Origin of the sequence: Nocardioides scoriae (assembly GCF_900104965.1) — a bacterium.
In the GTDB taxonomy this organism is placed as follows: Bacteria; Actinomycetota; Actinomycetes; order Propionibacteriales; family Nocardioidaceae; genus Marmoricola; species Marmoricola scoriae.
In genome coordinates this window covers 3,961,577-3,974,192 of the sequence record NZ_LT629757.1, presented here as the reverse complement: position 1 = coordinate 3,974,192, position 12,616 = coordinate 3,961,577, and the positions used below count along the sequence as shown (strand labels likewise).

The 12,616-nt window shown below is 74.9% G+C and carries 12 protein-coding genes; 4 read left to right on the top strand and 8 right to left on the bottom strand.

From position 1 onward, the window contains the following. Window positions 1–32 precede the first annotated feature (32 nt). Complete coding sequence (locus tag BLU55_RS18810) at window positions 33–959, top strand: 3-methyladenine DNA glycosylase (protein ID WP_091732969.1); 927 nt, start codon at window positions 33–35, stop codon at window positions 957–959. Here BLU55_RS18810 and BLU55_RS18805 read toward each other — a convergent pair. Then, window positions 931–1,362, bottom strand: coding sequence for a hypothetical protein (locus BLU55_RS18805; protein WP_091732967.1), 432 nt, complete (start codon window positions 1,360–1,362; stop codon window positions 931–933). The genes BLU55_RS18810 and BLU55_RS18805 overlap by 29 nt on opposite strands. A gap of 177 nt (window positions 1,363–1,539) precedes the next feature. Here BLU55_RS18805 and BLU55_RS18800 point away from each other — a divergent pair, with 177 nt between their 5' ends. Together BLU55_RS18800 and BLU55_RS18795 are read left to right on the top strand one after the other, a co-directional pair. Further along, complete coding sequence (locus BLU55_RS18800; RefSeq protein ID WP_091734262.1) at window positions 1,540–1,824, top strand: DUF2087 domain-containing protein; 285 nt, start codon at window positions 1,540–1,542, stop codon at window positions 1,822–1,824. Between the two features lie 58 nt (window positions 1,825–1,882). Continuing rightward, complete coding sequence (locus BLU55_RS18795; RefSeq protein ID WP_231916964.1) at window positions 1,883–3,175, top strand: YibE/F family protein; 1,293 nt, start codon at window positions 1,883–1,885, stop codon at window positions 3,173–3,175. A gap of 4 nt (window positions 3,176–3,179) precedes the next feature. Here BLU55_RS18795 and BLU55_RS18790 read toward each other — a convergent pair whose 3' ends face one another. The 4 genes from BLU55_RS18790 to BLU55_RS18775 all read right to left on the bottom strand — a co-directional run bounded on the left by BLU55_RS18790 (window position 3,180) and on the right by BLU55_RS18775 (window position 9,432). Next, window positions 3,180–4,586, bottom strand: coding sequence for an amidase (locus BLU55_RS18790; protein ID WP_091732961.1), 1,407 nt, complete (start codon window positions 4,584–4,586; stop codon window positions 3,180–3,182). A 2-nt stretch (window positions 4,587–4,588) separates the two neighbouring features. Further along, the gene (locus BLU55_RS18785) at window positions 4,589–5,968 is read right to left on the bottom strand and encodes a TrpB-like pyridoxal phosphate-dependent enzyme (RefSeq protein ID WP_091732958.1); all 1,380 of its coding nucleotides are present in this window, start codon (window positions 5,966–5,968) and stop codon (window positions 4,589–4,591) included. Window positions 5,969–6,042: 74 nt separating this feature from the next. Then, window positions 6,043–7,623 carry a citramalate synthase gene (cimA, locus tag BLU55_RS18780; protein WP_091732954.1) on the bottom strand — a complete coding sequence of 527 codons (1,581 nt, stop codon included), beginning with the start codon at window positions 7,621–7,623 and terminating at the stop codon, window positions 6,043–6,045. A gap of 174 nt (window positions 7,624–7,797) precedes the next feature. Next, entirely contained in the window at window positions 7,798–9,432 is a 1,635-nt protein-coding gene (locus tag BLU55_RS18775; protein WP_091732951.1) for a serine/threonine-protein kinase, read from the bottom strand. Window positions 9,433–9,682: 250 nt separating this feature from the next. Here BLU55_RS18775 and BLU55_RS18770 point away from each other — a divergent pair, with 250 nt between their 5' ends. Beyond that, on the top strand, window positions 9,683–10,132 hold the full coding sequence (locus BLU55_RS18770; protein WP_157682946.1) for an SRPBCC domain-containing protein: 450 nt from the start codon (window positions 9,683–9,685) through the stop codon (window positions 10,130–10,132). A gap of 33 nt (window positions 10,133–10,165) precedes the next feature. Here BLU55_RS18770 and BLU55_RS18765 read toward each other — a convergent pair whose 3' ends face one another. The 3 genes from BLU55_RS18765 to BLU55_RS20080 form a co-directional block, all read right to left on the bottom strand. Beyond that, window positions 10,166–11,266 (bottom strand): branched-chain amino acid aminotransferase, encoded by a 1,101-nt coding sequence (locus BLU55_RS18765; protein WP_091732946.1) that lies wholly within the window; start codon window positions 11,264–11,266, stop codon window positions 10,166–10,168. 91 nt (window positions 11,267–11,357) lie between these two features. Continuing rightward, window positions 11,358–12,431: a 3-isopropylmalate dehydrogenase gene (locus BLU55_RS18760; protein ID WP_091732943.1), complete on the bottom strand. Its 1,074-nt coding sequence runs from the start codon at window positions 12,429–12,431 to the stop codon at window positions 11,358–11,360. A gap of 10 nt (window positions 12,432–12,441) precedes the next feature. Beyond that, a complete protein-coding gene (locus BLU55_RS20080; RefSeq protein WP_269457926.1) occupies window positions 12,442–12,564 on the bottom strand; it encodes a hypothetical protein in 123 nt (40 codons plus the stop codon). Between the last annotated feature and the right edge of the window lie 52 nt (window positions 12,565–12,616).

The following is a 12,616-nucleotide window of genomic DNA, read 5'->3' as shown; positions in this document are numbered from 1 at the left end:
GGGTCGGCGACGAGGAACTACCGTCGTCGCCTGTGGAGGACCTCACCCGGGACGACTGGCTGGCGCGCGCCGAGGCGCACGCCCGACGGGTCGACACCTGGGTGGTGCCCCACCTCGAGCGCCGCCGCCGGGGCGAGAAGCACCCGGTCCACGACTTCCTGTTCGGCTACTACTCCCAGTCGCCGGCCGCGTTCCGGCGCTGGCACCCCGGGTTCGGCGTGCGCCTGCTGGACGCGCCGGAGCTCGCCGACCGGAAGGGGTACGCCGCGACGGTCGGCCCGGACGAGGCGGACGCCGCCGGCGTGGGAGGTCCCGGGCTGTCGGTCACCCCCGAGGTCCTGCTCTCCCGGCTCCCGCTCGTGGAGGCGACGCGGCGGCTGCTGGTCGCCACGGCGGGGAGGCCGCCCACGCTGGGGTGCTTCGGGCTGCACGAGTGGGCGATGGTGCACCGGCTGCCCGCCGACGGGGTCCGCCACGACTGGCCGCTGCGCCTGGGCGGCGAGGGCACCGACCGGGTGGTGGAGAGCCACCGCATCGGCTGCTCCCACTTCGACGCGTTCCGGTTCTTCACCGACACCGCGCGGCCGCTCAACACCCTCTCCCCCGGCCGCGACGACCGGGAGGCGCACGAGCAGCCGGGCTGCCTGCACGCCGGGATGGACCTCTACAAGCACGCGTTCCGGCTGACGCCGCTGGTGCCCTCCGAGCTGGTCGCCGACTGCTTCGCCCTGGCGTGGGAGATCCGCGAGCTCGACATGCGGGCCTCGCCGTACGACTTCGCCGGCCTCGGCCTCGTGCCGGTGCGGATCGAGACCCCCGCCGGCAAGCAGGAGTACGCCGCCGCGCAGCGCGACTTCGCCGAGCGCGGCGCCCCGCTCCGCGCTCGCCTCGTCGCCGCCTGCGACGACCTGCTGGCGCACGCGGACGCGCTCACCCCGGCGCGACGACCCGCACCCTGAGCTCGGCGTCCCGGGTGACCAGCCGGGCCGGGCCGGGCCGGACGGCCGCCGGCACCTCGACCCGCCACGACACCCGACCCAGCCGGTCGTCGGACGCGGTGCCCGCGTCGGCGGTGCCGAGGGTCCAGCGCCGCGAGCCCTGCACCAGCACCAGCGCGACGTCGCGGCGCGGGCGCTCGACCTCGCGGGGCTCGCGGGCGCCGCAGCCCGGCCCGGTCGTCGCGCCCCCGGTGTCGTCGCAGCCCTCGACGAACCCCCGCCCCGCCACCGCCAGCGACCCGCCGGCCGGCACCCGGGCCACCCCGGCCGGTCCGGTCCCGGCGCCCGCGACCGCGAGCTCCGGGGCGGCACAGCTGGCGCGGGCGCTGCCGCTGCCCGCGACCGGCACCGAGACGAGCACCACCCCGGCCGCCAGCGCGGCGAGCCGACGACCCCGTCCACGATCCCGTCCACGACCTCCCCGAGCACCCATGCCCGTTCGACGCGAGGCCGGGCGGCGCGGTTCCCTGCGAGCCCCGACGGGGCGGTCGCGTCTCGCAAACCGGTGGCCGGACCCGGCGACGCCTCCTACCCTGCCCCCATGGGGACGACCTCGGGACCGACCGACGCCGACGTGGTCGGCCGCTTCGTGCAGGACGGGCGGCTGGTGATCATGCCGACCCGGCGGAGCAAGCTGCGGCTGGTGCTCGACCACCTGGCGCAGTCCTTCGAGCCCGGCCGGGAGTACGCCGAGACGCAGGTCAACGAGATCCTCCGCGGCTTCCACGACGACGTCGCCGCGCTGCGCCGCCACCTCGTCGACGAGGGCTTCCTGGCCCGCGAGGGTGGCGTCTACCACCGCTCCGGCGGCTCGGTCACGTTCTGAGCCGCGCGGCGGGCGGGCCCGGGCGCGAGCGGGGCCGGGCTGTGGTCGGATGGCCCGCGTGACCGGTCGCCACGCCCACGCGCACAGCCACCTCGACGCTCCCGACGGCCCGGACGTCGGGTCCCGGCCCGGCGCCCGGCGGGCGCTGCTGGCCTTCCTCGGGGTGGCCGGCCTGGCCACGGTCCTGGGCCTGGTGCTGCTGTGGCCGCAGGGCGACGCCCGGGTCGAGGACGCCTCCGCGGCCTTCGTCGCCCCCGGCGTCACCTTCCAGTCGGCCGAGGTCACCGACGTGGCCGAGGCGTGCCCCGCCCCGCAGCCCGCCGGCGGCACCGGCGGCACCGGCTCGGACCCCGCCGCGCCGACACCGGGCACCTCGCGGGGCGACGTCGAGCGCCAGCAGGGCTGCGGCCAGGTCAGCGCCCGGGTGCTGACCGGTGACGAGGCCGGCACCGAGGTCACCGTCGGGGTGCCGCCCGAGGTCAGCCGCTCGGGCCTGCGGTCCGGCGACCGGGTGCAGCTGCTCCAGGTGCCCTCCCAGGCCGGCACCGAGACGCCGTTCTCGTTCGTCAACGTCGAGCGCAACGCGCCGATCGGGTGGCTGGCGCTGGCCTTCGTCGTCGTGGTCGCGCTGGTGGCGCGGCTGCGCGGGCTGCTGGCCCTGGTCGGCCTCGGGGTCGGTGCCCTCGTCCTGGTGCGCTTCGTGCTGCCGGCGCTGCTGGAGGGCGGCGACGGCCTGCTGGTGGCGATGACCGGGTCCTCGGCCATCATGTTCGTGGTCCTCTACCTGGCCCACGGCGTCTCGGTCCGCACCAGCGCGGCGCTCGCCGGCACCCTGCTCGGCGTCGCGGTCACCGCCGCCATCGGGATCCTGGCCATCGACCGCACCCGCCTGACCGGCGTCTCCGACGAGACCGGCCAGCTGCTCGCGACCTTCCTCACCGACCTCGACTTCCAGGGCCTGCTGACCTGCGCGGTCATCGTGGCGGGGCTCGGCGTGCTCAACGACGTCACCATCACCCAGGCCTCGGCCGTGTGGGAGCTGCGGGCCGTGGCGCCCGAGCTGGGACGGGCCGAGCTGTTCACCCGCGGCATGCGGATCGGGCGCGACCACATCGCCTCGACGATCTACACCATCGTGTTCGCCTACTCCGGCGCCGCGCTCTCGGTGCTGCTGCTCCTCTCCTTCTACGAGCGGCCGGCGCTGTCCCTGGTCTCGACCGAGGACTTCGCCGAGGAGATCGTGCGCACCCTGGCCTCGGGCATCGGGCTGGTCCTGGCCGTGCCGATCACGACCGCCATCGCCGCGCTCACCGTCGAGGCGGCCCGCCCCCGCGACACCGCGGACGCCTGAGCCGTCACCAGCCCGGCGGGTGCCGCTCCCGCCACGGGTCGGCCGCCTCGACCTGGGCCGCCAGCGACAGCAGCAGCGCCTCCTCGCCCGGGCGGGCCGCGAGCATGACGCCGACGGGCAGGCCCTCGGGCGAGACGTGCACCGGCAGCGAGACCGCCGGGCTCCCCGTGACGTTCCACATCGAGGTGTACGGCGTGAACCGCTTCTGGGCCTCGAAGTCGGCCGCCGGGTCGGCGTCGTCGCGGATCGCGCCGACCGGGAGCGGCTGCTGGGCCAGCGTCGGGGTCAGCACCACGTCGTACGCCGCCACGGCCGCGAGCGCGCGGGCCGCCACCCGCCGCAGCTCGCCGAGCGCGAGCGCGAACTCCGGGCCGCTGACGGCCGTGCCACGATCGGCCAGCCACCGGGTCAGCGGGCGCAGCAGCGGCCGGGCGGCCTCGGGCAGCGGCACCACCGACTGCGCGGTCAGCACCGCCCAGCAGGTCTCGAAGAACGGCACCGCCTCGCGGCCGAGCGGCGCCTCGATCTCGACGACCTCGTGGCCGAGGTCCTCGAGCAGCCGGCTGGTGGCGTCGTACGCCGCGACGACCGCCGGGTCGAGCCCCTGCGGGCCGACGTCGGCGATGACCGGCTCCAGGAACCGGCCGACCCGCAGCCGGCCGGGCTCGCGGTCGCAGGCCTCGAGGAACGGCACGGCCGGCTCCGGGGCCCACGACGGGTCGCCGACGGCGCGGCCGGCCATGACGTCGAGCAGGGCCGCGGCGTCGCGCACGGTCCGGGCCAGCGGCCCCGCGGTCGAGAGGCCGACGGGGTCGCCGTAGGTCGGGGCGCCGGAGATGCGGCCCCGCGTGGGCTTGAGCCCCACCAGCCCGCAGCAGCTGGCGGGGATCCGGATGGACCCGCCTCCGTCGGACCCCTGGGCGAGGGGCACCAGGCCGGCCGCCACGGCGGCCCCGGCGCCGCCGCTGGAGCCGCCCGCCATCCGGGTGGTGTCCCAGGGCGTGACGGCCGGGAGCAGCCCCTCGGGCTCGGTGTAGCAGGGTGAGCCGAACTCCGGCGTGCTGGTCTTGCCCAGGCTGACCAGGCCGCCGGCGGCGAGGCGGCGCACCACCTCGTCGTCGACCTCGGGCACGTGCTCGGCGAAGACCGGCGAGCCGAAGGTGGTGCGCACGCCCGCGGTCGCGTTGAGGTCCTTGACCGCCGTCGGCACCCCGGCGAGCGGGCCCGTCGCCACCACCGCCCGGGCGGCCGCCCGCGCCCGCTCGGGCGTCACGGTGACGAAGGCACCCAGCTCGCTGCCGCGGGCCTCGACGCGCGCCAGGTAGTGCTCGACGAGCTCGGCGCTCGAGGTCTCCCCCGCCGCGATCGCCGCGCCCTGCTCGAGGGCCGTGAGGTCGTGGAGCTCGGCCATCGTCAGGACAGCTGCGCCAGCTTGGTCAGGGCCTCGGCGACCGCCGCCTGGAGGGCGTCGTCCTCCCACGAGGTGTCCTCGACGTCGCCCGCGAGGTAGGCGGCGTAGGCGGGCAGGTCGAGGTGGCCGTGGCCGCACAGCGCGGTGAGGATGACCTTCTCCTCGCCGGTCTCCTTGCAGCGCACCGCCTCCTCGATGGCCGCGGCCAGCGCGTGGGTCGGCTCGGGCGCCGGCACGATGCCCTCGGTCCGGGCGAAGAGCACGCCGGCCGCGAAGCACTCGGACTGCGGCTTGGCGACCGCCCCGATCTCGCCGGTCTCGTAGAGGTGGCTGATCAGCGGGCTCATGCCGTGGTAGCGCAGCCCGCCCGAGTGGATCGGGTCGGGCACGAAGTCGTGGCCCAGCGTGTGCATCTTCATCAGCGGCGTCATGCCGGCGGTGTCGCCGAAGTCGTAGGCGTAGGTGCCCTGGGTCAGCGTCGGGCAGGCGCTCGGCTCGACGGCGCGCACCTCCGGCGAGATCCGTCCCGCCCACTTCTCGCGCAGGAAGGGGAACATCAGCCCGCCGAAGTTGGACCCACCGCCGGTGCAGCCGACGAGCAGGTCGGGGGTCTCGCCGATCTTGGCCAGCTGGAGCAGCGCCTCCTCGCCGATGATCGTCTGGTGCAGCAGCACGTGGTTGAGCACGCTGCCGAGCGCGTAGTTGATCGTCGGGTCCTGGGCGGCGACCTCGACGGCCTCGCTGATGGCGATCCCGAGCGAGCCGGTGGAGTCGGGGTGCTCGGCCAGGATGGCGCGGCCCGCGGCGGTCAGCTCCGAGGGGCTGGGGTGGACCGTGCCGCCGAAGGTCTCGATCATCATCCGGCGGTAGGGCTTCTGGTCGTAGGAGGCCCGGACCTGCCAGACCTCGCACTCCATGTCGTACTGCGCGCAGGCGAAGGCCAGCGAGGTGCCCCACTGGCCGGCGCCGGTCTCGGTGGTGAGCTTCGAGATGCCGGCCTGCTTGTTGTAGTAGGCCTGCGGCACGGCGGTGTTGGGCTTGTGCGAGCCGGCGGGCGAGACGCCTTCGTACTTGTAGTAGATCTTCGCCGGGGTGCCCAGCGCCTTCTCGAGGCGGTGGGCACGGAACAGCGGGCTCGGGCGCCACAACCGGTAGACGTCGAGGACCTCGTCGGGGATGTCGACGTACTGCTCGGTCGAGACCTCCTGCTCGATCAGCGCCATCGGGAACAGCGGGGTGAGGTCCTCGGGCCCGATCGGCTGCCCGGTGCCGGGGTGCAGCGGCGGGGGCGGCGGCGTCGGGAGGTCGTGCAGGACGTTGTACCAGCGGGTCGGCATCTCGCTCTCGTCGAGCAGGATCTTGTGCTGCTTCACGTCCGTCATCGGGGGCCTCTCGCGCGCTGCCCGGACCGGTCGCCGGGTCTGTGGCGCGACCCTAGCGGCCCCGCCTGACGCACTCAGGCGTCGTGGCGGCGCAGCCCGAAGGTGAGGCTGTCGATGAGCGCCATCCACGACGCCTCGATGACGTTGTGGCCCACGCCGACCGTCACCCAGGAGCTCTCGCCGTCGGTGGTCTCGATCAGCACCCGGGTGATGGCGTCGGTGCCGTGGCCCTGGTCGAGGATGCGCACCTTGTAGTCGATCAGCTCGAACTTCACGATCTCGGGGTAGAGCTGCGAGATCGCCTGGCGCAGCGCCGAGTCGAGCGCGTTGACGGGCCCGTTGCCCTCGCCGGTCACCACGATCCGGGCCCCGCCCGCGCGCAGCTTGACGGTCGCCTCGGAGACCGCCTCCTCGGCGATCCGGGTCTCGGTGATGACGCGCCACGACTCGACCTCGACGTACGCCGGCCGCAGGCCCTCCACCTCCTCGACGAGCAGCAGCTCGAAGGAGGCGTCCGCGGCCTCGAAGGTGAAGCCGCGGGCCTCGAGGTCCTTGACCCGCGCGGTCACCCGCTGCACGGTGGCCGCGTCGAGCTCGAAGCCGAGCTCGCGGCCCTTGAGCTCGATCGAGGCGCGGCCGGCCATGTCGGAGACCAGCAGCCTCATGTCGTTGCCGACGCCCTCGGGGTCCATGTGCTGGTAGAGGAACGGGTCGACCTTGATCGCGCTGGCGTGCAGGCCCGCCTTGTGCGCGAACGCGCTCGTGCCGACGTACGGCTGGCGCGAGGCGGGGGGCACGTTGGTGACCTCGGCGACCGCGTGGGCCACCCGGGTGGCCTCGCGCAGCAGGCCGGCGGGCAGCACCTCGGTGCCGAGCTTGAGCTCGAGGTTGGCGACCACGGTGACGAGGTCGGCGTTGCCGGTGCGCTCGCCGTAGCCGTTGAGGGTGCCCTGCACGTGGGTGGCGCCGGCGTCCACGGCGGCCAGGGTGTTGGCCACGGCGCAGCCGGTGTCGTTGTGGCAGTGGATGCCGACGCGGCCGCCGGTCGCCGCGACCACGTCGCCCACGACGTCGCCCACCCAGGTGGGCAGCATGCCGCCGTTGGTGTCGCACAGCGCCGCCACGTCGGCCCCGGCCTCGAACGCGGTGCGCAGCACCTCCAGGGCGTAGTCGCGGTTGTCGCGGTAGCCGTCGAAGAAGTGCTCCGCGTCGAGGAAGACCCGCTGGCCCTCGGCGCGCAGGTGGGCCACGGTGTCGCGCACCATCGCGAGGTTCTCCTCCAGCGTGGTGCGCAGCGCCAGCTCGACGTGGCGGTCGTGCGACTTGGCCACCAGCGTCACCACGCCGGCGCCCGAGTCGCGCAGCGCCGCCACGAGCGGGTCGTCCGCGGCGGCCACGCCGGCCCGCCGGGTCGCCCCGAACGCCGCCAGCCGCGCGTGCCGGAGGTCCAGCTCCTCGCGGGCGCGGGCGAAGAACTCGGTGTCCTTGGGGTTCGCGCCGGGCCAGCCGCCCTCGATGAAGCCGACCCCGAGCCCGTCGACGTGGCGCGCGATGGCCAGCTTGTCGGCGACAGACAGGTTGAGGCCCTCCTGCTGGGCGCCGTCGCGCAGCGTCGTGTCGTAGACGTGGAACAGGTCACCGGTGCGGCTGGTCATGGTCCGGGTCCTTCGGTGCGGGGGGCAAAGAAAAAGACCCCCCGTGAGGACGAGAGGTCGGCGCGGCGGCCCGTCGAGCGGGGCCGTCGCGCTAGGCGATGATCAGGCGGCTGAGCACGCGGCCACTCTGCCACGAGACGTCCGCCCCTCGGAACGGCGTACCAGGATGCGGCCTCAGCGGTTCCAGGGAGCCGCGACGTCGGGGGCCCAGTTGGGACCGGCGGAGAGCAGCACGCCGAGCAGGGCGGCGGCGCCGACGGCGCCCATCACCGCGACGAACCAGCCGAGGAACTCGGTGCGGGCGGTCCGGGTGACCAGCGAGCGGGTCGACTCGCGCAGCCGCTGCGACCCGGGACCCCACCACAGCGTGGGCACGAAGCCGATCCCCGCCAGCACGAGGCAGACCGCGATCCGCAGCTGCAGCAGGTAGCCGATGGAGAACATCGCCAGGCCCACCACCGCCCCCACGACCACGCCCGAGACGGTGCCGAGCAGCGCGAGCGCGAGGTAGCCGGGCGAGGCGAGCACCGAGGCGGGCACGTCGTACCACCGCTCGCGGCCGCGCAGCCGGCGCCGTCGGTCGTGGCGCTGGCGGGTGATCGACCCGGCCCGGAGCAGCAGCACGGCCAGGCCGACGAGCGCGGTGCCGAGGTACGGCGCGTAGGCCACCGTCGCTCCGGCCAGCGCGGCGAGGCCGGCCAGCTGCAGCACCCGCTGCGCCCGGCTCGGCTCGGTCGGGGTCGGGGCCAGCCAGGCCGGCGGCCCCGGAGCCAGGGTGGTGGTCGGGGCGGGCGCGACGGCCGGGGGCCGCTGGTAGGGCTCGGCCTCGCGGTACGCCGGGAAGGTGGTCGTCGCGGCCGCGGCCGGGTCCTCCTCGTGCGCCGCCGAGGCCAGCGGCACGACGTCGGTCTCCTGGCCGGGCACCGGGGTCGGCGCGAACGGCATCGTCCACAGCTCGGGGGCCGGGGCGGCCGCCACGGGCAGGTCGCCCCGGCGGGTCCCGTCCTGGCCCGCGCGCTCCTGGGCCAGCCACTGCCGCACCTGCGGCAGCGTCGGCCGGTCCTCCGGCTCGGGCGCGAGGCAGCGCGCCAGCAGCGCCGACATCGGGGCGGGCACGCCGCCGAGGTCGTGCTCCCCGCGCCGGACGCGGTCCATGATCGCCATCGCCGGGCCCCCGCCGTACGGCGGCCGGCCGGTCGCCGCGAACACCAGCGTCGCCGCCCAGGCGTGCACGTCCGAGGCCGGGCTGGCCTCCTCGCCGTAGAGGATCTCGGGCGCCAGGTAGCCCGGCGTGCCGAGCAGCCACCCCGTCTGGGTCAGCCGGGGGTCCTCGGCCACCCGGGCCAGGCCGAAGTCGATGAGGACGGGCGAGCGGCCCTCCATCAGCACGTTGGTCGGCTTGATGTCGCGGTGCAGGACGCCGCCGGCGTGGACCGCGCCGAGGGCCTCGGCCAGGCAGTCGGCGGCGTGCACGAGGTCGCGGCCGGTGATCGGCCCCTCCTCGGCGACGTGGTGGTAGAGGGGCAGGCCGGGCACGTAGCGGGTCACGACGTAGGGCACCGGGCCGTCGGGGTCGGCGTCGAGGATCTCGGCGATCCGGGGGCTGGTGATCCGGCGCAGCGAGCTGACCTCGCGCGCGAGCCGCTCGCGGGCCTCCTGGTCGCCGACGATGTGCGGGCGCAGCACCTTCAGGGCCACCCGGCGGCCGTCGGGAGCCATCGCCAGGTGGACCACGCCCATGCCGCCCTCGCCCAGCGGGGCCAGCAGGCGGTAGGGGCCGACGAAGACGTCCTCGCGTGCGCTGGTCACCCGAACACGGTAGCCGGGCCCACCCGTCCAGCGCGGTCGCGCGACCTGCGCGTCGGCGACGAGCACCCCGCAGTGGCCCCGGTCACTCCGGGACGGGTAAAGTCCCTGACCAGCGACGACGCCCGTCGCTCGTCACCGACCGCGACGGCCCACCTCGGCTCGTGTCCGACCCGGGCCTCGCCGGTCCCCCATCTCGACGACTGGATGCCCCATGTGGAGTGAAACGACGGCGGGCTCGCCCGTCGGACAGGTGGCCCCCCGCGCGGCCGTCGTGCACGTCGACGTCGACGTCGAGCCCGAGGCCGTCTGGTCCGCGCTGACCCGGCCCGTGGAGCTCTCGACCTGGCTCGCCCGCGTCGTCGAGGGCGCTCCCGGTCCGGGCCCCGGCTACTCCCTCGAGCACGACTCGGGGGTGCGCACCCGCCACGTCGTGCGTCGCTGGGAGCGCCGCAGCCGGCTGACCATCAGCTGGGAGGTCCCCGACCAGCCCAAGACCACCGTCGGGTTCGACATGGAGGTCCTCGAGGAGGGCAGCCGCGTGACGGTGCGCCACGAGGACCTCACCGACCCGGTCGAGCAGGCCGCCACGTGGCACCGCCGCCTGGAGTACCTCGCCGCCCACCTCGCCGGCCAGGACCTGCCCATGGACCAGTTCTGGGCCACCCACGACGAGCTCGTGGCGGCGTACTCCCCCTCCTGAGGGAGCTGCCGCCCGCGCCGGGCGGGCACCGGGTCACACGACCCGGTGCATCCACCCGAACGCGTCGTCGGCGCGGCCGAACTGCAGGTCGACCAGGTCCTGGCGGATCTCCATGGTCAGCGGCCCGGCCTCCTCGGTGGCCTCGCCGCTGACCTCGCCGCCGTCCCAGCGCAGGGTGCCGACCGGCGTCACGACGGCCGCGGTGCCGCAGGCGAAGATCTCGGTGATCTCGCCGGAGGCGACGCCCTCGCGCCACTCGTCGATCGCGATCTTGCGCTCCTCGACGCGGTGGCCCTTCTTCTGGGCCAGCTCGATGATCGCCGAGCGGGTGATGCCCTCGAGGATCGTGCCGGTCTCGGGCGTCACGACGTGGCCGTCGCGGTAGACGAAGTACATGTTCATGCCGCCGAGCTCCTCGACGTACCTCCCCTCGGCGACGTCGAGGAACACGACCTGGTCGCAGTCGTGCGCGGTCGCCTCCTGCTGCGCCACCAGCGAGCTGGCGTAGTTGCCGCCCGTCTTGGCCGCCCCCATCCCGCCCCGTCCGGCGCGGGTGTAGTCCTCGGTCAGCCACAGGCTCAGCGGCTTGACGCCGCCCTTGAAGTAGGCGCCGGCCGGCGAGGCGATCACCATGAAGGTCACGTGCTGGGAGGGCCGCACGCCGAGGAAGGACTCGGAGGCGAACATGAACGGCCGCAGGTAGAGGCTCTTCTCCCCCGCGCCCGCGTCGGCGTTCTCCGGGACCCAGCGCTGGTCGACCTCGACCAGCGCGTCGACGCAGCGCACGAAGTCCTCGGGCTCGAGCACCGGCAGCGCCAGCCGGTGGCTGGAGCGGGCCATCCGCGCGGCGTTCTCCTCGGGCCGGAAGGTCCAGACCGAGCCGTCCGCGTGGCGGTAGGCCTTCATCCCCTCGAAGGTCTCCTGCGCGTAGTGCAGCACCGCCGTCGCCGGGTCCAGGCTGATCGGGCCGTACGCCGTGATGCGGGCGTCGTGCCAGCCGAGCTCGGGCGTCCACTCGACCGTGAGCATGTGGTCGGTGAAGTGGGTGCCGAAGCCCGGGTTGGCCAGGATCTCGGCGACCTCGGCCTCGCTGCGCGGGGAGTCCGACGTCGTGACGGTGATGTCGAAGGTCATGGGGGCACGCTATCTCTCGGATCGGAGGGGCCTGGACGTGGCGCTGCTGCCCGCTCCGGTCGCCCCGGGTCGTCGCGCCCCGGGGGCCGCGTCAGCCCACGACGCGCTTCGCGACCGAGTCGCCGACCTCGCTGGTGACCAGGGGGGCGCCGGGGGTGCGGGCGGCGAGCTCGGCGACGACGGCGTCCTCGATGGTGCGGGCGGCGTCCTCGTGGCCGAGGTGCTCGAGCAGCAGGGCGCCGGAGAGGATCGCGGCGACCGGGTCGGCCTTGCCCTGGCCCGCGATGTCGGGCGCGGAGCCGTGGACGGGCTCGAACATCGACGGAGCGGTGCGGTCGGGGTTGACGTTGCCGCTGGCCGCCAGGCCGATGCCACCGGTGATGGCGGCGGCGAGGTCGGTGATGATGTCGCCGAAGAGGTTGTCGGTGACGATCACGTCGAAGCGCGACGGGTCGTTGACCATGAAGATGGTGGCCGCGTCGATGTGCATGTAGTCCACGGTCACGTCGGGGAACTCCGGCGCGACCTCCTGGACCAGGCGCCACCACACGGCGCCGGCGTGGACGAGCACGTTGGTCTTGTGGACCAGCGTGAGCGTGCCGCGGCGCTTGCGGGCCCGGGCGAAGGCGTCGCGCACGACGCGCTCCACGCCGAAGGCGGTGTTGACCGAGACCTCGGTGGCGACCTCGGCCGGGGTGCCGACGCGCAGGGCGCCGCCGTTGCCGGTGTAGGGACCCTCGGTGCCCTCGCGCACGACCACGAAGTCGACCTCGCCCGGGTCGGCCAGGGGTGAGGCCGCGCCGGGGAAGATGCGCGAGGGGCGCAGGTTGACGTAGTGGTCGAGCTCGAAGCGGAGCCGGAGCAGCAGGCCGCGCTCGAGCAGGCCGGGCGGCAGGTTCGGGTCGCCGGGCTTGCCCCCGACGGCGCCGAGGAGGATCGCGTCGTGGCCGCGGACCTCCTCGAGCACCGTGTCGGGCAGCACCTCGCCGGTCGCGAGGTAGCGGTCCGCGCCCAGCTCGTAGGGGGTGGTCTCGAACCGGACGCCGGTGGGCGCGGCCTGCTCGAGCACCTTGAAGGCCTCGGTGGTGACCTCGGGACCGATGCCGTCGCCCGGGATGAGGGCGAGGCGGATCGTCGAGCTGGTGGTGGCGGGGGCGTCGGGCATGCGGGCGATGCTAGTTGTCGTCAGGACGCAGCCCGCTGGTGTCCCGCGGGTCGAGCGCGACGTGCAGCGCGTGGTGGGCGGGGCTGTCGGGGTTGTTCTTGGCCGGGCCCCACTCGGGGAAGGTCTCGTACATGGTCGTCTCCTGGGTTCGCGTGTGGGTGGTGCAGGGACGCGAGGAGGTGAAC

Bases quoted from the DNA above. Each gene is read 5' to 3' on its own strand.
- BLU55_RS18765 (WP_091732946.1), bottom strand. From the start codon at position 11,266: ATGACCTTCGACATCACCGTCACGACGTCGGACTCCCCGCGCAGCGAG.
- cimA (WP_091732954.1), bottom strand. From the start codon at position 7,623: ATGACCAGCCGCACCGGTGACCTGTTCCACGTCTACGACACGACGCTG.
- BLU55_RS20080 (WP_269457926.1), bottom strand. From the start codon at position 12,564: ATGTACGAGACCTTCCCCGAGTGGGGCCCGGCCAAGAACAACCCCGAC.
- BLU55_RS18790 (WP_091732961.1), bottom strand. From the start codon at position 4,586: ATGGCCGAGCTCCACGACCTCACGGCCCTCGAGCAGGGCGCGGCGATC.
- BLU55_RS18785 (WP_091732958.1), bottom strand. From the start codon at position 5,968: ATGACGGACGTGAAGCAGCACAAGATCCTGCTCGACGAGAGCGAGATG.
- BLU55_RS18760 (WP_091732943.1), bottom strand. From the start codon at position 12,431: ATGCCCGACGCCCCCGCCACCACCAGCTCGACGATCCGCCTCGCCCTC.
- BLU55_RS18800 (WP_091734262.1), top strand. From the start codon at position 1,540: ATGGGGACGACCTCGGGACCGACCGACGCCGACGTGGTCGGCCGCTTC.